18 protein-coding genes and 1 pseudogene are annotated in these 19,029 nt (G+C 72.0%); 13 read left to right on the forward strand and 6 right to left on the reverse strand.

Annotated features, from left to right (window positions below):
• Positions 1–10 precede the first annotated feature (10 nt).
• The 5 genes from H288_RS0113710 to H288_RS0113730 are packed head-to-tail and all read right to left on the reverse strand — an operon-like array spanning position 11 to position 5,434.
• Positions 11–814, reverse strand: coding sequence for an enoyl-CoA hydratase-related protein (locus tag H288_RS0113710; RefSeq protein ID WP_020093152.1), 804 nt, complete (start codon positions 812–814; stop codon positions 11–13).
• Positions 811–2,067: a CoA transferase gene (locus H288_RS0113715; protein WP_020093153.1), complete on the reverse strand. Its 1,257-nt coding sequence runs from the start codon at positions 2,065–2,067 to the stop codon at positions 811–813. Before H288_RS0113715 ends, H288_RS0113710 begins: the two co-directional genes overlap by 4 nt.
• A 15-nt stretch (positions 2,068–2,082) precedes the next feature.
• On the reverse strand, positions 2,083–3,216 hold the full coding sequence (locus H288_RS0113720) for an acyl-CoA dehydrogenase family protein (protein WP_020093154.1): 1,134 nt from the start codon (positions 3,214–3,216) through the stop codon (positions 2,083–2,085).
• A 5-nt stretch (positions 3,217–3,221) separates the two neighbouring features.
• Positions 3,222–4,373, reverse strand: coding sequence for an acyl-CoA dehydrogenase family protein (locus H288_RS0113725; RefSeq protein ID WP_020093155.1), 1,152 nt, complete (start codon positions 4,371–4,373; stop codon positions 3,222–3,224).
• Positions 4,374–4,423: 50 nt separating this feature from the next.
• Complete coding sequence (locus tag H288_RS0113730) at positions 4,424–5,434, reverse strand: ABC transporter substrate-binding protein (protein WP_103985272.1); 1,011 nt, start codon at positions 5,432–5,434, stop codon at positions 4,424–4,426.
• 409 nt (positions 5,435–5,843) lie between these two features.
• Between H288_RS0113730 and H288_RS0113735 the strand changes: the two genes are divergently transcribed.
• From H288_RS0113735 to H288_RS0113795, 13 genes are all read left to right on the forward strand, one after another.
• Positions 5,844–6,596 carry a helix-turn-helix domain-containing protein gene (locus H288_RS0113735; protein WP_234081165.1) on the forward strand — a complete coding sequence of 251 codons (753 nt, stop codon included), beginning with the start codon at positions 5,844–5,846 and terminating at the stop codon, positions 6,594–6,596.
• A gap of 146 nt (positions 6,597–6,742) precedes the next feature.
• Positions 6,743–7,981, forward strand: coding sequence for an MFS transporter (locus H288_RS0113740; protein ID WP_020093158.1), 1,239 nt, complete (start codon positions 6,743–6,745; stop codon positions 7,979–7,981).
• A 127-nt stretch (positions 7,982–8,108) separates the two neighbouring features.
• On the forward strand, positions 8,109–8,918 hold the full coding sequence (locus tag H288_RS0113745) for an N-acyl homoserine lactonase family protein (RefSeq protein ID WP_020093159.1): 810 nt from the start codon (positions 8,109–8,111) through the stop codon (positions 8,916–8,918).
• Between the two features lie 12 nt (positions 8,919–8,930).
• Positions 8,931–9,257, forward strand: a complete 327-nt coding sequence (locus tag H288_RS0113750) for an NIPSNAP family protein (protein ID WP_020093160.1) — start codon at positions 8,931–8,933, stop codon at positions 9,255–9,257.
• A 55-nt stretch (positions 9,258–9,312) separates the two neighbouring features.
• Positions 9,313–10,185 (forward strand): NAD(P)-dependent oxidoreductase, encoded by an 873-nt coding sequence (locus H288_RS0113755; protein WP_020093161.1) that lies wholly within the window; start codon positions 9,313–9,315, stop codon positions 10,183–10,185.
• A 4-nt stretch (positions 10,186–10,189) separates the two neighbouring features.
• Complete coding sequence (locus tag H288_RS0113760; RefSeq protein WP_020093162.1) at positions 10,190–11,626, forward strand: aldehyde dehydrogenase family protein; 1,437 nt, start codon at positions 10,190–10,192, stop codon at positions 11,624–11,626.
• 58 nt (positions 11,627–11,684) lie between these two features.
• Positions 11,685–12,086 carry a carboxymuconolactone decarboxylase family protein gene (locus H288_RS0113765; RefSeq protein ID WP_026604928.1) on the forward strand — a complete coding sequence of 134 codons (402 nt, stop codon included), beginning with the start codon at positions 11,685–11,687 and terminating at the stop codon, positions 12,084–12,086.
• Positions 12,087–12,156: 70 nt separating this feature from the next.
• Positions 12,157–13,533 (forward strand): MFS transporter, encoded by a 1,377-nt coding sequence (locus tag H288_RS0113770; protein WP_020093164.1) that lies wholly within the window; start codon positions 12,157–12,159, stop codon positions 13,531–13,533.
• Positions 13,534–13,559: 26 nt separating this feature from the next.
• On the forward strand, positions 13,560–14,465 hold the full coding sequence (locus H288_RS0113775) for an NAD(P)-dependent oxidoreductase (RefSeq protein ID WP_020093165.1): 906 nt from the start codon (positions 13,560–13,562) through the stop codon (positions 14,463–14,465).
• 9 nt (positions 14,466–14,474) lie between these two features.
• Positions 14,475–14,864: a cupin domain-containing protein gene (locus H288_RS0113780; protein WP_020093166.1), complete on the forward strand. Its 390-nt coding sequence runs from the start codon at positions 14,475–14,477 to the stop codon at positions 14,862–14,864.
• Complete coding sequence (locus H288_RS0113785; RefSeq protein WP_020093167.1) at positions 14,861–15,625, forward strand: carboxymuconolactone decarboxylase family protein; 765 nt, start codon at positions 14,861–14,863, stop codon at positions 15,623–15,625. Before H288_RS0113780 ends, H288_RS0113785 begins: the two co-directional genes overlap by 4 nt.
• A gap of 85 nt (positions 15,626–15,710) precedes the next feature.
• A complete protein-coding gene (locus tag H288_RS0113790; RefSeq protein ID WP_020093168.1) occupies positions 15,711–16,403 on the forward strand; it encodes a GntR family transcriptional regulator in 693 nt (230 codons plus the stop codon).
• 226 nt (positions 16,404–16,629) lie between these two features.
• On the forward strand, positions 16,630–18,669 hold the full coding sequence (locus H288_RS0113795) for a molybdopterin-dependent oxidoreductase (RefSeq protein ID WP_020093169.1): 2,040 nt from the start codon (positions 16,630–16,632) through the stop codon (positions 18,667–18,669).
• A gap of 47 nt (positions 18,670–18,716) precedes the next feature.
• Here the strand turns inward: H288_RS0113795 and H288_RS0113800 are convergent.
• Positions 18,717–19,029: pseudogene (locus H288_RS0113800) on the reverse strand (ferredoxin--NADP reductase); the annotation flags it as partial.

A 19,029-nucleotide genomic window follows, 5' to 3' on the forward strand; every position in this document is an offset into this window, starting at 1 on the left:
GCCCGACGCGTCAGGTCCTGTCGCGCGCCCCGATGAAAGCCTGCACGGCCTCCCGATGCTCGGGCGTCGCGGTGACGACGGCGTAGTGGGAGGAGATCAGGTCTAGGTTGGTGCGCAGGTCGTTGCGCATGCCCTGGTAGACCGCGCGCTTGATCAGGCTCAGCGTCAGCGGCGGCGCCTTGGCGATCCTCCGCGCCAGCGCCGCCACGGCCGGGCTCAGGTCCGCGTCGGCGTGGACGCCGTTGACGAGACCGATCCGCAGGGCCTCGTCGGCGTCGACGAAATCGCCGGTGAAGAACAGCTCCAGCGCCTTCGCGGTCCCGACGAGGCGGGGCAGGAAATGGGCGCCGCCCGCGCCGGGGACGAGGCCGACCCGCACGTAGGTCTCGGCGAAGCGGGCGCTCTGCGCGGCGTAGCGCAGGTCGCACATCAGGGCGAGGTCGAGGCCGGCGCCGGTGGCCACGCCGTTCAGGGCGGCGATCACCGGCTTGTCGAGATCCTCCAGCGTCAGCGGGATGCGCTGGATCCGCCCGTAAAGCTCCTCCTTGCGTCGTGCCGGCGGCTGGTCGAGGCGCTCGCCCATCTCGACGATGTCGCCGCCGCTGCAGAAGGCCGAGCCCGCGCCGGTCACCACCACGACGCGGATCGCCGCGTCGGTGCGGCAGCGCTGCAGGGCCTCCGTCCAGGCCTCGATCATCGGGAAGGTGAAGGCGTTCTTCCGCTCGGGCCGGTTCAGCGTGATGGTCGCCACCCCGTCGGCGACGGAGAACAGCAGGTCCTCGCCGGCGTCCTGTGTCTCGGCTTCAGCACTCATCGGGCGGCCTCCAGGGGCGCGGTGTCGGGCTTGTCCGGCGCGTCCATCAGGGCGGCGATCTCGGCCGGTTCGAGCCCGGCCTCGGCCAGGACCTCGGCGGTGTGCTCGCCGAGCCGCGGGGCGTGGCGGCGGATCGCGAAGCGGCTGCCGCTGAACGAGACCGGCCGGCGCATGGTGCGGTAGCGCCCCTCGCTCGGATGCTCGGCGCTGCCGAAGAAGCCCACCGCCTTCAGGTGCGCGTCCTCCGGCAGGTCCTCCAGGCCGAGGACCGGCATGCAAGGGATGCTCACCGAATCGCAAAATGCCACCCACTCGGCGGTGGTCCGGCGCGGCGCCTCCTCCTCGACCAGCGCGTAGAGGATCTCGATGTTCTCGACCCGCACGGCGAGCGGCGCGAAGCGCGGGTCATCCACGAACTCGAGCCGGCCGGTGTGGATGAAGAAGTCGCGCCAGTTCCGGTCCGAGTAGGGCAGGATGCAGGCGTGGCCGTCCCGGGTCCGGTAGGGCTTGCGCCGCGGGCTCAGGACCCGGTTGAAGCCCGGCGGACCGAGCGGCGGCTCGAAGGCGTAGCCGACCATGTGCTCGACGAAGTTGAACTCCACCATGGTCTCGAACATCGGCACCTCGACCGCCTGCCCGCCGCCGCCGGCCCGGCGCTCGTAGAGGGCGGCGAGGATCGCGCAGGCGATGGCCTGTCCGGCGATCTTGTCGCACAGCACCGTGGGCAGGTAGCCGGGCTGGCCGTACGCGGCGGTCTGGAGCGCCGCGAGGCCCGAGCCCGCCTGGATCAGGTCGTCGTAGGCCGCCTTATGGGCGTAGGGGCCGTCGGCCCCGAACCCGTAGGCGCCGCAGAAGACGATGTCGGGCCTGAGTGCGCGCACCCGCTCGTAGCCGTAGCCCAGTCGCAGGATCGCGTCGGGCCGCATGGAGTGGACGAGGACGTCGGCCGTGGCGATCAGCCGGTCGAGGGCGGCCCGCGCCGCCGGCCGCTTCAGGTCGAGGCGGACGCTGCGCTTGTTGCGGTTGAGGTGCAGGAAGTTGCCGCCCATCCCGGCGCCGCGGGCAGGCCGGTAATGCCGGAAGGAATCGCCCTCCGGCGTCTCGATCTTGATCACGTCGGCGCCGAGATCGGCCAGCATATGGGTCGCCGAGGGCCCCATGATCACGCTGGTCAGGTCGACGACCCGCACGCCCGCGAGCGGGCCGGCCGTGTTCGTCTCGGCGAGGTGGGTCTCGGCGGAGTGATCCAGCACAACAGTTCTCCCATCTCAGCCGGCGCCGCCCCGGAGCCGGACCAGCATCGGCCAGAGGGCCGCGCCGCCGCCCGCGCAGACCGCGCGCCCGATCCGCTCCTGCCAGAGGGCGTCGGATCCGAACTCGTCGCGCCAGGACCACAGCCGCCGCGTCGCGCGGTGGAGCGGGTGCTCCTGGGTGAAGCCCATGGCCCCGTGAATCTGGTGGCCGATCGCCGCGACGTGGCCCGCCGCCTCGCCGCAGCGCGCCTTGGCGATGGCGGTGGCGAGGACGAAGCGCGGGTCGCCCCAGCAGGCGGCGGCAAGGTCGGCGGCTGCGGTTGCGGCGGCGACATGGCCCGCGGCCTCGGCCAGCATGTGCTGGATCGCCTGGAACTTGGCGAGCGGCCGGCCGAATTGCTGCCGCTCCTGGGCGTGAGCGAGGGCCGAGCCGAGGCAGGTCTCCAGGGCGCCCACCATCTGCTGCGCCCGGACCCAGGCGCCGACGGATTCGACGGACGGCGCCCCCGCTCCGGCAGCCCAGCCCGGCGCGGCCCGGACGTCGGCGGCCGGGACGATGCAGCCGGTCAGATCGAGGGTGTCACGCGGCTCGCCGGCGAGGTTGTGGTGCGTGTCGCGGAGCGTCCCGGGCGCGGCGATCCGCACGAGGTGCGGGATGCCGGCCGCGTCGACGGCGTCAAGGAGCAGGGCCGCGACCGAACCGCCCCAGGGCACCTGCGCGACCCGGCCGTCCAGGACGAACCCCTCCGCGTGCGGCGCGATCCGCACGGGGCCACCGCCCGGGACCAGCGACAGGGCGTCTTCGGCCACCTGTCCCCCCGTGGCAGCCCAGAGCGCCGCGCCCGCGACGGTCTCCGGCAGGGGCAGGGGGAGGGCGGCCCGGCCGCAACGCCGGATCAGCCGGGCCGCGGTCGTGGCGGCGAGACCGATCCCGCCCTCCGCCTCGGGCACCAGCGCCAGCGGCAGGCCGCTCTCGGCGAGCGCCGTCCAGAGATCCGCCGGCCAGAGATCCGCCGCCCTTGCGGTCGCGCCCGCGGCCCCGTCGCAGGCCGCCAGCAGCGCCGGCGTGAGGTGCTGGGCGAGCAGCCGCTCGACCTGATCGAGGACGATCCCGTCGACCGGGTCGCCGGCCTCCGCCGCGTGGTCCATCCGACTCATCGCAGCCCCAGCCCCCGGGCGATGACGCCGCGCAGGACCTCGCGGGTCCCGCCGCGCAGGGTGAAGGAGGGCGCCCGCAGGGTCACGCCGCCCAAAGCCTCGCGGAAGGCGTCGCCCTGCGCGGTGAGACTCGGCTCGACCGGCACGAGCCGCCGGGCGATCTCCGGCACGGCGCGCTCGAAGCCGTTGCCGACATCCTTGACCAGCGCCGCCTCGACGCCCGGCACGACGCCCTGATCGAGGAGGCGGGCCACCGAGGCCGACATGCCCAGCAGCGCGGTGAGCTGGGCCACCATCCGTCCGGTCTCGACCGCCTGGAACCGGTCCGGCTCCGGCCCGATCCGGTCGACGAGTTCGACGAGCAGCCGGTAATCCGACAGGAACCGGTCGGGCCCGGAGCGCTCGAAGGCGAGTTCCTCCGTGACGAGGCCCCAGCCCGCGCCCTCGGCGCCGACCCGCATCGCGTCGGCGACGCGGTAATCGGTGAAGAACACCTCGTTGAACTCGTGATGGCCCGACAGGTCGAGGATCGGCCGGACCGTCACCCCGGGGGCCGCCATGTCGACGATGAACTGGGTCAGCCCGCCGTGCCGGTCCGGCCCGGGCTCGCCGGTCCGGACGAGGGCCAGCAGGTAATCGACCTGATGGGCGTTCGTCGTCCAGATCTTGGAGCCGTTGATCACCCAGCCGTCGCCGTCGCGCACCGCGCGGGTCCGGACGGCGGCGAGGTCCGAGCCGGAATTCGGCTCGCTCATGCCGATGCCGAAGGCGCATTCGCCCCGGCAGATTCGCGGCAGGATCGCCCGCTTGGCCGCCTCGGTGCCGTGCCGGTGGATCTGCGGCCCCGACTGGCGGTCGGCGATCCAGTGCGCGCCGCAGGGCGCGCCGGCCGCCAGCATCTCCTCGGTGACGACGAAGCGGACGAGGCCGGAGCGGCCGTGGCCGCCATAGGCCTCCGGCAGGGTCAGGCCGATGAGGCCCGCGGCCCCCGCGCGCCGGCTGAAGGCGGCGTCGAAGGTCGTCCACGAGGTCCGGTGCGGGACGAAATGCCCGGCCGCCCGTTCCGCGTCGAGGAAGGCGCGGACGGACGCGCGGGCGGCCTCGGCCTCGGGCGGGAGCGGCTCGGCGCTGAAGCGGAAACTGTGCATCGGGGCTCCCTGAGTGGCGGGACGGGCTGGCGGTGCCGAATCCGCGGCGCTCAGCTGCCGTCGCGGCCCTCGAGGCCGGGGAAGAAGATCTCCTGCCAGTCGCCCGGCACCTTCCGCAGGAAGCCCTGCGTCGCCATCGCCTTGGCGAGGGCGACCATTCCCTTCGGGGCCACGTCGTAGACGATGGAACCGTCGGTCAGGATCGCCTCAACTTGCGCGCGGTCGATCTGAACCTGCTCCGAGGCGAGATAGATCGACGCCGCGCGCTTGGGGTCGCTGCGGATCAGCGCCACCGCATCCTCCATCCCGGCGCGGATCGCCTGCGCGACCTTCGGGTTCGCGTCGACGAACCCCTGCTTCGCGTTCAGGGTCGCGGCGGTGATGTCGCCGCTGCCGATCAGGCCGGTCGAGGTCATGACCGTCCGGATCTTGGGATCGGCCTGCAGCACCTGCGTGAAGGGTGGCGTCGCGAAGTAGCCGGCGATCCCCTGTCCGGCGCGCATCGCCGCGGTGGCGTCCGGATGGGGCAGGCTCACCATCAGCGCGTCGGCCTTGGCCGATCCGCCGAGCTGCTGGGCCGCCGCAACTCGCAGCAGGATCGCCTGGGGCGAGTTGAAGGCCGGGACCGCGATCTTGTCGCCGAAGGTGAAGTCCTTCAACGCGGCGACGCCGGGCTTGCCGGTGAACAGCGTGTAGACGACCGAGCTCAGGGCGGTGAGGCTCTTGATCTGCTGGCTCCCGCGGGTCTTGTCCCAGGCGATTAGGGCACCGGCTGAGCCGAGGGTGCCGAGTTCGACGCTGTCGGAGAGCAGCGCGTCGTTCATCGCGGTCGAGCCGCTGAAACGCGTCAGCGTGACCGACAAGCCGTCGAGCCCCGCGGCCTTGGCGCGCTTGTCGAAGAGACCCTCGCTCTGCGCGATCATCACCGGCAGGTAGACGAGGCCGTACTGGAGGCCGATCCGGACGGAGGTGGTTTCGGCCCGGGCCGCGCCGCCGAGGGCCGGGAGCAGCAGCGTGGCGGCGAGGAGGCGCGCGGCGACGGCCGCGTGGCGGATCGACATCGGCATTCCTCCCGAGCAGGGCCGCGCTTGCCGCGCGGTCTCCCGGTGCCGGTCGGTCAGGCGGGACCGACACCGCGGGCGAGTAGGGCAGAGCGCGCCCCCGGCATCAACCGCCATCGCCCACCTGCTGTACAATATCACATGTGTGATGGATCTCCACGATCGTGCAGGTTCTATAATGCTGTTGAGCGGCACGCGGTCTGGCGCCGCGGCAGATGGGGGAACGTGCCGGCGATGCGCCGCGATCACCACGGATCCGCGCGTGGGCGACCAGGGCCGTTGCGAACCGTGCGGCTTCCGGGGCCGCCGTTTCGCGCGTCGCGGCATGGGTGAGCGCATCGGCGCTCGGGGGGGCGCGTCCACGGACCTGACGGTGGGGGCCGATCCCGCCGGTTCGGATGTGGCCCTGGTGAAGTCCGCCGGACGGGTGCTCCAGATCCTGGAGCTGTTCGACGAGATCCAGCGGGAAGCCAGGGTCTCCGAGATCGCCGAGCGGCTGAGCGTCCCGCAATCCTCGACTTCGGTGCTCCTGAAGAGCCTCGTCCGGCTCGGCTATCTCGACTACGACCCGGCGAGCCGCAGCTTCCTGCCGTCGCCCCGGGTGGCGCTCCTCGGCGCGTGGCTCGACAAGGGACCGGTGCGCGACGGCAGCCTCGTGCGCATGCTCGAGCACCTGTCGGAGCGCACGGGCGGGACGGTGATCCTCGCCGCGCGCAACGCGATCTTCTCGCAGTACGTCCACGTCCTGCAGGCGCGCACCGCCATGCGCTTCCACGTTCCGCCCGGGACGCGCCGCCTCGTCGTCTGGTCGGCGACTGGCACCGCGCTCCTCGCCGACAGCCCGGAGGCCGAGATCGGTCCGCTGGTCCGCCGCACGAACGCGGAGGCGCCGGCCGAGCAGCCGCCGATCGCGGTCGCGGCCGTCCTGACCAACCTGGCGCGGCTGCGGCGGGACGGGCACTTCCTCTCCCGCGGGCTCGTCACGCCGGGCGCCGGCTCGATCGCGGTCCCGCTGCCCCGGCGCATCGACAGCAAGGGCCGCCCGCTGGCGGTCGCCGTGTCCGGCCTGCTCGACGAGTTCGAGCGTCGGGAAGCGGAGATCGCCGCGACGATCCACGACGCGGTGGCGCGGTTCCTGCCGGAGGATCCGTCGCGGCCCTGAGGCCGGTCGCCGTCGACCCCGCCGTCACCTCCGAACCCCGCGCACGGCTGCAGATCGAGGATTGCGGGGCTGATCGGCCCGGTAGCGCGCTAGTGAGGCTCGAGGCCCTGCAGCCTCGAAGACGACCACTGGGAGACATCATCATCGTGCCCGGCGCCCCAACCGCGCGCGGCTCAGAGCCGCCCGATACGCTACCGCGTCCGACCATCGCCGGCAACGTCGCCCTCGGCGTCACGCAGATCGTCCTGTGGGGCGGCACGTTCTTCCTCACCGCCGTCGTCTCGGACCCGATCGTCGCCGAGACCGGCTGGCCGCAGGCGATGGTGGTGGGCGCGCTCTCGCTCGCGATCTTCGTGTCGGGCCTGCCCGCGCCGTTCGTCGGCCGCATGATCCGGCGTCACGGCGGGCGGCCGGTCCTCGTAGCCGGCGCCACGATCATCGCGGCGGGCCTCGTGCTGATGGCGGTCGCGCAGTCCCTCCCGGTCTTCCTGCTCGCCTGGATGGTCGCCGGCCTCGGCATGTCGGCCGCGCTCTACGACCCGCTCTTCGCGGCGATCGGCCAAGCCTACGGCGCCGCCGCGCGCGGGGCGATGACCCAGATCGCGATCTCGTCGGGCTTCGCGGTCTCGCTCTGCTGGCCCGCCACGCGGTTCCTGGTCGATCATGTCGGCTGGCGCGGGGCCTGCCTCACCTACGCGATCCTGTCTGTCGCCCTCGTGGTCCCACTCTTCGCCTGGGCGCTGCCGGCCCGGAGCCGGGGCGCGGTCGAGCCCGCCGCGGCGCCCCGGCCCTACGAGCCGACCGGCTCGACCGAAGCGGCGCGCCTGCCGGCGGAGCGCCTGCTCGCCGTGACCTTCACGATGGCGGCGATGATCATGACCGCCACTTCGGTGCAACTGCTCAACCTGCTGCAGACGCTGGGCGTCGGCGCGACCGCCGCGGTGGCCCTGACCGGCCTGATCGGTCCCGCCCAGGTCGGCGTGCGCGTCGTCGAACTGGCCCTCGGCCGCCGCGCCCACCCGGCCTGGTCCCTGCTCCTGTCGAGCGCCAGCGTCGGGCTGGGGCTCCTGCTGCTAGCGACGATCCCGTCCCTGGCGTGGCTCGCGATGGTGCTCTACGGCGCCGGCAACGGCATGCGCACCGTCGTGCGGGGCACGCTGCCGCTGGCGCTCTACGGACAGGGCCAGTACGCGGCGGCGATGGGCCGGCTCGCCCGCCTCCCGCTCCTCGGCCAGGCGATCACGCCCCTGGCCTGCGGCTACGTCGCCGAACGGCTCGGCCTGCTGCCCCTGCTGGAGGTGATGCTGGCCGTGGCGGCGATCAATCTCGGCCTGTCCCTGTGGGTGTTCGGCTTCGCGATGCGTCGCCCGAGGGCGCCGGCCTGATCGGCGGATGCGGACCAGATTTTGCCAGATTGACAGATTGTCGGACGATGTGCTCCATTCGGCCCGCGGATGAGAGGCATCCGCGAGGATGAGCCGGGTCAACCGGCCGCCCGAAGGAAACGCCCGCATGGACGCAGAGATCTACGAGATCTACGCGATCAAGTACGCGCATCATCACCGTATGGCCCGCGAGAACTTCATCGGCGGGGACATCCACGACGGCCCGATGCCGATCGATTACTTCGTCTGGGTCGTCGTCGGCGGTGGCAGGACGATCGTCGTCGATACCGGCTTCGACCGCGCGATGGCGACGAAGCGGGGCCGCAGCATCGTGCGGCCGGTCGAGGAGGGCCTGGCGCGGATCGGTGTCGACCCGCTGCGGGTTGAGGACGTCGTCCTGACCCACCTGCATTACGACCACGCCGGCAACCACGACCTGTTCCCGACGGCCCGCTTCCACGTCCAGGAACGCGAGATGGCGTTCTGCACCGGCCGGTGCATGTGCCATCCGGAGGTCCGCCACCCCTTCGCCGCCGAGGACGTGAAGGCGATGGTGGACCGCCTGTTCGAGGACCGCGTCCGCTTCCGCGAGACGACCGACACGCTGTATCCGGGGATCACCCTCCACCGGGTCGGCGGCCATTCGGACGGCCTGCAGATCGTCCGAGTCCGGACCGCGCGCGGCTGGGTCGTACTGGCCTCCGACGCCGCGCACTTCTACGCCAATATCGGTCGCCGGCTCGCCTATCCCATCGTCTACAATGTCGGCGACATGTTCGAGGGCTACCGGACGGTCCGGCATCTGGCCGAGTCCGAGGATCACATCGTCCCGGGCCACGATCCGCAGGTTCTCGCGATCTACCCGCCGGCGTCCGCGGATGTCGCCGGCTGGATCGCGCGCGTCGACCTGCCTCCGACCGCTTCACCGACCTACTGACCGGAGGATTCCATGATCGTCGAGATGCGCGTTTACTACTGCGCCCCGACCCGATTGCCGGCCCTGCTGGAGCGGTTCCGCTCCACCACGCTCGGCTTCTTCCAGAAATACGGCATCGAGCAGGTCGGCTTCTGGACTACGCTCGTCGGTCCCGACAACCACGCGCTCACCTACCTGCTCAAGTGGGAGGACATGGCCCAGCGCGAGGCGCGCTGGAACGCCTTCCAGGCCGATCCGGACTGGATCGCCGCCCGCGCCGAGACCGAGAAGGACCGGCCGATCGTCGCCCGGATCGAGAACACCTTCCTCGCCCCCACGGACTTCTCCGCCCTGCGCTGACGGGGACACGCGGCGCCGGGCCAGTCCGGCCGTCGCCCAGAGGGATATTCACGGCATGGAACAGAGAACCATCGGCGTCATCGGCCTCGGCATGATGGGCGATCCCATGAGCCGGTGCCTGGCCCGAGCGGGGCACGCGCTCCGCCTGCTGGACGCGGATGCCGGCCGGACCGACGCGCTCGCCCGGGATCTCGGCGCGGCGACGCTCACGCGGGAGAACGCGTCCGAACTCGACCTGCTGATCACGATGCTGCCGAACTCGGCCATCGTCGAGGCGGTGCTGCTCGACGAGGGCTGGGCCGACGCGCTCCCGGCCGGCGCCACCGTGATCGACATGAGCTCGTCGGAGCCGGTGCGCTCCCGCGCCCTCGGCGAGACGCTCGCCGGGAAGGGGCTCGGCTATCTCGACGCGCCGGTCTCGGGCGGCGTGCGGCGGGCCGTGGACGGCACGCTCGCGATCCTCGTCGGCGGCGAGGCGGATCTCCTCGCCCGCTGGCGGCCGGTGCTGGAGGCGATGGGCTCATCCGTCCTGCATATCGGCCAAGCGGGATCGGGCCACGCCGCCAAGGCGCTGAACAACTTCGTCTCCGCCGCGGGCCTGCTCGCCACCGTCGAGGCGCTCCACGTGGCGCAGCGCTTCGGCATCGCGCCGGAGGCCATGACCGACGTGCTCAACGCCTCGTCCGGGCGCAGCAACACCTCCGAGAACAAGGTCAAGCAGTTCATGCTCAGCGGCAGCTTCGCCTCGGGCTTCTCGCTGAAGCTGATGGACAAGGATCTCGGCATCGCTGGGGCTTTGGCTGACTCGGTCGACTACCCGCTCGGCTTCGGCCGGCACTGCATCGAGACCTGGCACGCCATCGCCGGCGAGGTCGGGCCCGCGGCCGACCACACCGAGATGTACCGCCTGCTGGCCGAGGGAGCCTGAGACCATGGCGCTTACGGACCTGAGCCGCTTCTACATCGACGGCGCCTGGGTCGAGCCGGTTTCGGCTCAGCCGTTCCCGCTGATCGATCCCGCCACAGAGACGGCGTTCGGCACCCTCGCGCTCGGCGATGCCGCGGATGTCGACCGGGCCGTGCGCGCGGCCCGCGCCGCCTTCCCGGCCTTCTCGGAGACGGCGCCCGCCGAACGCGTCGCGCTCCTCCGCCGGATCCTCGCGCTCTTCGAGGAGCGGTTCGAGATCTTCGCGGAGACGATCCGGCAGGAGATGGGCTCGCCCATCGGCTTCGCGCGCAAGGGGCAGGCGGCGCGGGGCCCGGCGCACCTCAACGCGCTCATCGCGGTGATGGAGCGCTTCGCGTTCGAGGAGGATCGCGGCACCACCCGGATCCGGCGCGAGCCGATCGGCGTCTGCGGCCTGATCACCCCCTGGAACTGGCCGATCAACCAGATCGTCGTGAAGATCGCCCCGGCGCTCGCGGCCGGCTGCACGATGGTGCTCAAGCCCAGCGAGTACTCGGCGGTCAGCGCGATGCTGTTCGCGCAGGTCCTGCACGACGCGGGCGTGCCGCCGGGCGTGTTCAACCTCGTGAACGGGGACGGCCCCGGCGTCGGCGCCGCGATCGCCGCGCATCCGGGGATCGACATGGTCTCGTTCACCGGGTCGACCCGCGCCGGGATCGAGATCGCCCGAGCGGCGGCCCCGACCATCAAGCGCGTCGCGCAGGAACTCGGCGGCAAGTCCGCCAACATCCTGCTGGAGGACGTCGACTTCGATCAGGCGGTCCGGCGCGGCGTCGCGGCCTGCTGCACGAATTCGGGCCAGTCCTGCTCGATCCCGACGCGGATGCTCGTGCCCCGGGCCCGGATGGACGAGGCGGCCGCCATCGCGGCCGAGGCGGCGGCGGTCTTCCGGCTCGGCCCGACCGCGGACCCCGAGACGGATCTCGGCCCGGTGGTCAACCGCACCCAGTACGAGCGCGTCGTCGGGCTGATCCGCACCGGCATCGCGGAGGGCGCGCGGCTCGTCGCCGGCGGCCCGGAGCGGCCGGACCACCTCGACCGCGGCTTCTACGTCCGCCCGACAATCTTCGCCGACGTGACCCCCGACATGACCATCGCGCGGGAGGAGATCTTCGGCCCGGTCCTGTCGATCCTCGCCTACGACAGCGAGGACGACGCGATCGCGATCGCCAACGGCTCGCGCTACGGGCTCGCCGCCTACGTGCAGGGACGGGACCGCGACCGGGCGCGCGCCGTGGCGCGGCGGCTCATCGGCGGGCAGGTCCACATCAACTACCCGCCCCCGGACGTCCACGCGCCCTTCGGCGGCTACCGCCAGTCCGGCAACGGCCGGGAATGGGGCGAGGCCGGTCTCCAGGAATACCTCGAGACCAAGGCGATGATCGGCTTCGGCCTCGACTGATCCGTCCCGCGCGATGCGGCCGGCGCCCGCGCGCGTCGGCCCCGACCAGGAGAACCAGATGTCCGACGAGAGCGAGCTGTTCGGCCAGGGTTTCGAGAACCGCAAGACCGTCCTCGGCGCCGCCCATGTCGAGAAGTCCTGGGCCAATGCCGACGCGTTCAACCGTCCGGTCCAGCGGCTCGTGACGGAGTATTGCTGGGGCGCGGTCTGGGGCGATGAGACGCTGCCGTTCAAGACCCGCAGCATGCTCAACATCGCGATGCTGACCGCGATGAACCAGCACCACGAGCTCGGCGTCCACGTCAAAGGCGCCCTCAACAACGGCGTCACGAAGGACGAGATCCAGGCGGTGCTGATGCAGGCGCTCGTCTATTGCGGCGCCCCGGCGGCCCTGGCTGCCTTCCGGACCGCCTCCGCGGCGATCGCCGATTGGGACAGAGAGCACGCCAGCGGGCGCTGAGCCCGCACCCGCGCCCAGGTCCGACGCAGTCAGAAAACTCGCGCGGCAGACGAACAGGGAGGGAGACGCCATGTCGGTCACGTCGGCAGCCTTGGCAACGGATACGGCGGGTGCGCGCCCGGCCGCGTCCCAGTCGATCGAGGAGAAGCGGAAGAGCGCCATCCGCGGCGCGTTCTTCTCCGAATACATCGACATGTTCGACATCTACCTGCCGGTGGTCGCGCTGGCGCCGGTGATGTTCATGTTCCAGCCGAAGAACCTGTCTCCCCAGATGGAGACGGTGCTGGCCTCGCTGGTCTTCATCACTACCCTGCTCGGCCGCCCGATCGGCGCGCTCATCTTCGGCCTGATCGCCGACAAGGTCGGCCGCCGGGCCGCCTCGATCTACTCGGTGGCGGGCTTCGGGGTGATCACGCTGCTGATCGGCCTGCTGCCGGGCTACGAGACGCTCGGCCTCGCCTCGTACATCCTGCTGGTGCTGCTGCGCTTCCTCGACGGGATCTTCCTCGGGGGCGGCTACACCGGGGCGATGCCGCTCGCCATCGAGTATTCCAAGAAGGACAAGCGCGGCTTCGTCGGCGGCCTGATCATCGCGGGCTTCCCGGCCGCCTACGTCAGCATCAACCTCATCACGATGCTGATGTTCTACCTGTTCCCGCTCGACGGGCCTGGGTCGCCCTACACGGTCTGGGGCTGGCGCATCCCCTTCATCGTCGGCGCGGCGCTGGCCGGCCTGCTCGCCCTCTACTACGTCCACAAGGTCTCGGAATCGGAGGTCTGGAAGAAGGAGGCCGCTGCCGGGGCCGAACAGGCCGAGGCATCGCCCATGGCGGGTCTGTTCTCCGGGAAGGGCGGGCGCGACCTCCTGCAGGTTCTGCTGCTGATGACCGGCTTCTGGACGACGCAGAACATCATCACGATCTACCTGCCGACCGGTCTGCTGGTGAAGACCCTGCACCTCAACGGCTTCGCGCTGACCGCGACGCTGATGATCTGCTACACGATCCTGTTCTTCAGCTACATCGGCTCCGGCCTGCTCGGGCAGGTCATCGGCCGCCGGCGGTTCTTCGTGATCGTCGGCCCGCTGATCGCGACGGTGGGCGCGTACATCCTCTACACGCTGACCGTCACGCCCGAGATGGCGTTCGGCACCCGCGTGCTGCTGGTCAGCCTCCTGGCGGTGATCGTGACCTCGCCCTGGGGCGTCATCGTCACCTACATCAACGAGCGCTTCGCCACGGATGTCCGCGCCACCGGCTTCGGCATCGGCTTCAGCCTCTCGGTGGTGATCCCGTCCTTCTACGCCTTCTACATGGACTGGCTGAGCGCGCTGATGCCGCTCGCGCTGACGCCCGTGGCCCTGCTCATCGTCGGCGGCCTGATCGGCACCGTGGGCGCGCTCATCGGGCCGGAGACCAAGGACGTCGATTTCGGCACCGGCCACTGAGCCGGACGCCGCGCGGAGGACGCAGCATGAACGGGAACCGGATCGGCTTCATCGGGCTCGGCAACATGGGCGGCCGCATGACGCGCCGCCTGATCGGCGCGGGGATCGATGTGGTCGGCTTCGACACCGACCGGGAGGCCGCCGCGCGCTGGGGCGCGACGGACGCGGGCTCGATCGCCGCGGTCGTCGGTGAGACGGACGTGGTCCTGATGTCCCTGCCCGACAGCAAGGTGGTCGAGCGCGTCGTGCTCGGCGCGGGCGGGGTCCTCGCGGGCTGCCGGGACGGGCAGATCGTCGTCGACCTGAGCACGGCCTCGGCCAGCTCGACGCGCCGCATCGCCGCGGCGCTGGCCGAGCGCGGCGTCGCCTACGTCGATGCGGGCATCTCCGGGGGCGCCGCCGCGGCCGAGAAAGGCACGCTGACCCTGATGGTCGGCGGCGATCCCGCCGTCATCGACCGGTTGGGCTGGGTGTTCGCGCCGATCGCCCAGAAGGTCGTCGTGATGGGCGGATCGGGGGCCGGCCACACGACCAAGCTGCTCAACAACTTCCTGAACGCGGTCAGCCTCGCCGCCACCGCGGAGGTCATGGTCGCGGGCCGGAAGGCCGGGCTCGACCTGCACCGGCTCCTGGAGGTGCTGAACGCCTCCAGCGGCGTCAACTTCGCGACGCTGAACCGTTTCCCGAAGATCGTCGACGGCGACTACCTGGAAGGCGGCCTGACCGGCAAGCTGATGACCAAGGACGTCGTGCTCTACACCGATCTCCTGCACGAGCTCGGCGTCGCCTCCCTCAACGCGTCCGGCCCGATGGCGAGCTTCGGGCTCGCCACGGCGCTCGGCTACGGCGACGTCATCTCCAACCGCGTCGTCGACGCCATCGGCGACGTCTCCGGCGGCGTCCGGCTCCACGGCAACCGACACGAGAACTGAGAGGATACGATGCAGATCTTCCACGGCCGCGAGAACAGCGCGAAGTCCGAGAGCCGCGGGCCGACCTTCACCGGGCAGGTCTGGGCCGACCCGGTGATGCCGTCGACGGGCGGCGTGATGATCAACAACGTCTTCTTCACGCCCGGCGCGCGGACCTTCTGGCACGCGCACGCGCAGGGCCAGATCCTGCAGGTCACCGCCGGCAAGGGCTGGATCTGCGTCGCGGGCCAGCAGGCGCAGCCGATCCGCGCGGGCGACACCGTCTGGATCCCCGCGGACGAGCGGCACTGGCACGGCGCGGCCGCCGACAGCTACCTGCTCCACACGGCGATCTCGCTCGGCAAGACCGACTGGCAGGACGAGGTGGTCGAGGCCGACTACGCCGGAGCCACGGCATGACCGGGCCCGCGCCGAGCCCGGAGAGCCTCCGGCACACCGTGCAGGGCGAGCTCGGTTACTGGGACGCGGAGCAGGCGGCCCTCGCCGAGCTGGCCCCGGGCTTCCTCGACGCCTGGGCCCGGCTGGCGATGGTCCCCGTGCGCAAGAACCATCTCGGCGCCAAGGACCGCGCCCTGATCGCGCTCTCGGCCGCGACGGCCGCGACCCACCTCTACGCGCCCGGGACGCGCCGCCAGATCCGCAACGCCCTCGACGCGGGCGCGACGGCCGAGGAGATCACGGAGGTGCTCGCGCTCACGGCGACCCTCGGCATCCACGCCTGCAACATCGGCGTGCCGCTGCTGCTGGAGGTGCTGGAGGAGGCCGGTCAGCGGAGCGGCCCCGCGCCGCTAACGCCGCGGCAGGAGCAGCTGAAATCCGACTTCACCCGCGACCGGGGCTACTGGCACGCGTTCTGGGACGGTCTCCTCGAACTCGATCCCGACCTGTTCGAGGGCTACCTCGACTTCTCTGCCTGGCCCTGGCGCCACGGCGTGCTCACGCCGAAGATGAAGGAGTTCGTCTACTGCGCCTTCGACGCGGCGGCGACGCACCTCTACGTGCCGGGCCTGAAGATGCACATGAAGAACGCCCTCGGTTACGGGGCGACCAAGGAGGAGCTGATGGAAGTCCTCGAGATCGTCAGCCTGATCGGCATGCACGGCGCGGAACTGGCCGCGCCGATCCTGCGCGACGAACTGGCCGCGCGGGGCCGGGGCTGACCGACGCGCGCCGGGGCACGCCTTGCCACCCGAGGCTGCGCCATGCCACCGCTTCGGCTCGCCAGCGATCCCCGAACCCCCAGCGATGAACAAGATCAGGGCCATCCAGCCGGACACGCTCCGGCAAAAGGTCGAGGACGCCGTCCGCGAGGCGATCACGTCCGGCGTCTACGCCCCCGGCGAGCGGCTGATCGAGCGCGAGTTGTGCGAGGGGCTCGGCGTCAGCCGCGCCTCCGTGCGCGAGGCCCTGCGCCGGCTCGAGGCCGAGAAGCTCGTCCACACGGTGCCGCATCGCGGCCCGGTCGTGGCCTCGATCTCGGTGGAGGAGGCGCGTCAGCTCTACGCGCTGCGGGCCGTGCTGGAGGGCTACGCGGCGCACGAATTCGCCACCCAGGCCACGGACGCGGCGATCGCCGAGTTCGGACGCGCAGCCGGCGATCTGCGCGAGGCTGCCGGCAGCGGCGACACGGACCGCGTCCTGCGCGCCAAGGGCGTCCTGTACGACGTGATGCTCAGCCATTGCGGGAACGATCTGGTCCGCGAGACCCTTCGCGGCTTCTACTCCCGGATCAACCTGCTGCGCGCGACGTCCCTGATGCATCCCGAGCGGCTGCCGCACAGCCTCGCCGAGATCGACGCCCTCGTCGCGGCCTTCCAGGCCCGGGACGCCGCGAAGGCCGAGCAGCTGGCCCGCCTCCACGTCACCAACGCGTGCGCGGTCGCCCTCAAGCAGCTCGCGTTCCGCATCGCGCAGACGTCCCTCGACGCGGTGAGCTGAGCGCGCGGTCCGCGGGCGCGCGCGGACCCTGCACGGGGGAGGCCGGCGAGGTCGCCTCCGCGGCGCCGCCCGTGGCCGATGCGGTCCAGGGGATCGGTGCCCTGTCGGTGATGTCGGGCGCCCTGCGCCGAGCGACCGGCGGCAACACGCCTTGCGGTCCCCCGGCGGAAGGCCCAGAACCGCACGGTCCTTGCTTCCCCATGCTGGCGCCACGGGAGTTCGTCGCTTGGTCCGGACCGTCTGCCCGCACGATTGCCCCTCCGCCTGCAGCCTCGACGTGGAAGTCGCGGACGGGCGCGTCGTCTCGGTCCGGGGCGGCGACAACCCCTACACGGCCGGGGTGATCTGCGCGAAGGTCAGCCGCTACGGCGAGCGCGTCCACCACCCGGACCGGATCCTGCACCCCATGGAGCGCGTCGGGCCGAAGGGCGGCGGGGCGTGGCGCCGGATCTCCTGGGACGCGGCGCTCGACCGGCTTGCCGCGGCCTTCTCCGAGACGGCGGACCGTTGGGGGCCGGAGGCGGTCTGGCCGTACAACTCGGGCGGCACCATGGGCCTCGTCCAGCGCGACGGCATCCACCGGCTGACCCACGTGATGGGCTACTCGCGGCGCAAGCGCACCATCTGCACGGCGGTGGCGATCGCGGGCTGGAGCGCCGGGGTCGGCCGGATCGCCGGGCCGGATCCCCGCGAGATGGCGCTGGCCGACCTGATCGTGGTCTGGGGCGGCAACCCGGTCAGCACGCAGGTCAACGCGATGACCCACATCAGCCGCGCCCGCAAGACGCGCGGCGCCAAGCTGGTGGTGATCGATCCGTACCGCACCGGGACCGCGGCGGCGGCCGACCTCCACCTCGCGCCCCGTCCCGGCACCGACGGGGCGCTGGCCTGCGCGGTGCTCCACGTCCTGTTCCGCGACGGCCACGCGGACCGGGCCTATCTCGCCGCGCACGCGCAGGACACGGCCGCGCTGGAGGCGCATCTGGCGTCGCGCACGCCCGAATGGGCGGCGGCGATCACCGGCCTGGAGCCCGCCGCGATCGAGGCCTTCGCGGCCCTCTACGGCAACACGCCGCGCAGCTACATCCGCTGCGGTTTCGGCTTCACCCGAAGCCGCAACGGCGCGGTGAACCTGCACGCGGTGACCTGCCTGCCGACCGTCACCGGCGCGTGGCAGCACCCGGGCGGCGGCGCCCTCTGGCAGCACGCCGCGATCTTCAACTGGGACAAGACCCTGACAGAGGGTCTCGACGCCCGGGCGCCGGGCGTGCGCGAGCTCGACATGAGCCGGATCGGCGCCGTGCTCGCCGACGATCCCGACGCCCTGCAGGGCGGGCCCCCGGTCCGCGCCATGCTGATCCAGTCGGCCAATCCCGCGGTCTCCGCGCCCGACAGCGCCCGGGTGCGCGCCGGGCTCGCGCGGCCGGACGTGTTCGTGGCCGTGCACGAGCAGTTCCTGACCGAGACGGCCGCGCTCGCCGACCTCGTGCTGCCGGCCACCACCTTCCTGGAGCACGACGACATCTACGGGGCCGGCGGCCACAGCCACATCCAGGCCGGCCCCGCGATCCTGGAGCCGCCGGGCGCGTGCCGCTCGAACCACGCGCTCCTGTCGGCGCTCGCCGCCCGGCTCGGCGCGGAGCACGCGGGCTTCCACCTGAGCGCCCGGGACCTCGCCGACGCGACCCTGGCACGCTCCGGCTGGGGCGGCCTCGACAGGCTGGAGGCGGAGGGCTGGATCGACGCGCAGCCGGACTTTGCCGAGAGCCACTTCCTGAACGGGTTCGGCCATCCCGACGGGCGCTTCCGCTTCGCGCCCGACTGGGCGTCACTGGGCCCGCGCGCGGCCGGGATGCCGTCCCTGCCGGATCACTGGCCGGAGGCCGAGCCCGCCGACGCGGAGCACCCGTTCCGCATGATCGCCCCGCCGGCCCGCCAGTTCCTCAACGCGACCTTCACCAACGTGCCCGAGTCGCTCCGCCGCGAGGGGCGGCCAACCTGCCTGATCCACCCCGCGGACGGCGACCGGCTCGGGATCGGCACGGGGGACGCCGTCGAGGTCGGCAACGCCCGCGGCCGGGTCCGGCTGCACGCGCGGCTCGCCGACGGGCAGCAGCCGGGCGTCGTCGTGGTCGAGAGCCTGTGGCCGAGCGCGGCCTTCATCGGCGGGGGCAGCGGGATCAACGCGCTGATCGGGTCCGCGCCGGCCGCGCCCAACGACGGCGCCGCCTTCCACGACACCGCGGTCTGGGTTCGCGCAGCCTGAATTCCGGACCGCACCGGGCTGAGGCCGAACCGGCCTGCGCGGGTGCGCTATTTCTCGACGAAGGCCTTCTCGATGACGTAGTGGGCGGCCTCGCCGTGGTTGCCCTCCTCGTAGCCGCGCGAGGTCAGGAGCTCGCGGGTGTCGCGGATCATGTCGGGGCTGCCGCAGAGCATGAAGCGGTCGTTCTCGATCGCCATCGGCGGCAGGCCGATATCCTCGAACAGCTTGCCCGAGACCATCAGGTCGGTGATCCGGCCGCGGTTGCGGAACGGCTCGCGGGTCACGGTCGGGTAGTAGACCAGCTGGTTCGAGATCATCTCGCCCAGGAACTCGTGGCGCGGCAGCGTCTCGGTGATGGTC

Origin of the sequence: Methylobacterium sp. 285MFTsu5.1 (assembly GCF_000383455.1) — a bacterium.
Classification (GTDB): domain Bacteria; phylum Pseudomonadota; class Alphaproteobacteria; order Rhizobiales; family Beijerinckiaceae; genus Methylobacterium.

Excerpts from the sequence above, each read along its gene's own strand:
- H288_RS0113785 (WP_020093167.1), top strand. The coding sequence starts at position 14,861 with ATGACCGGGCCCGCGCCGAGCCCGGAGAGCCTCCGGCACACCGTGCAG.
- H288_RS0113755 (WP_020093161.1), top strand. The coding sequence starts at position 9,313 with ATGGAACAGAGAACCATCGGCGTCATCGGCCTCGGCATGATGGGCGAT.
- H288_RS0113760 (WP_020093162.1), top strand. The coding sequence starts at position 10,190 with ATGGCGCTTACGGACCTGAGCCGCTTCTACATCGACGGCGCCTGGGTC.
- H288_RS0113770 (WP_020093164.1), top strand. The coding sequence starts at position 12,157 with ATGTCGGTCACGTCGGCAGCCTTGGCAACGGATACGGCGGGTGCGCGC.
- H288_RS0113775 (WP_020093165.1), top strand. The coding sequence starts at position 13,560 with ATGAACGGGAACCGGATCGGCTTCATCGGGCTCGGCAACATGGGCGGC.
- H288_RS0113720 (WP_020093154.1), bottom strand. The coding sequence starts at position 3,216 with ATGGACCACGCGGCGGAGGCCGGCGACCCGGTCGACGGGATCGTCCTC.
- H288_RS0113750 (WP_020093160.1), top strand. The coding sequence starts at position 8,931 with ATGATCGTCGAGATGCGCGTTTACTACTGCGCCCCGACCCGATTGCCG.
- H288_RS0113780 (WP_020093166.1), top strand. The coding sequence starts at position 14,475 with ATGCAGATCTTCCACGGCCGCGAGAACAGCGCGAAGTCCGAGAGCCGC.
- H288_RS0113710 (WP_020093152.1), bottom strand. The coding sequence starts at position 814 with ATGAGTGCTGAAGCCGAGACACAGGACGCCGGCGAGGACCTGCTGTTC.
- H288_RS0113730 (WP_103985272.1), bottom strand. The coding sequence starts at position 5,434 with ATGTCGATCCGCCACGCGGCCGTCGCCGCGCGCCTCCTCGCCGCCACG.
- H288_RS0113745 (WP_020093159.1), top strand. The coding sequence starts at position 8,109 with ATGGACGCAGAGATCTACGAGATCTACGCGATCAAGTACGCGCATCAT.
- H288_RS0113790 (WP_020093168.1), top strand. The coding sequence starts at position 15,711 with ATGAACAAGATCAGGGCCATCCAGCCGGACACGCTCCGGCAAAAGGTC.
- H288_RS0113765 (WP_026604928.1), top strand. The coding sequence starts at position 11,685 with ATGTCCGACGAGAGCGAGCTGTTCGGCCAGGGTTTCGAGAACCGCAAG.
- H288_RS0113725 (WP_020093155.1), bottom strand. The coding sequence starts at position 4,373 with ATGCACAGTTTCCGCTTCAGCGCCGAGCCGCTCCCGCCCGAGGCCGAG.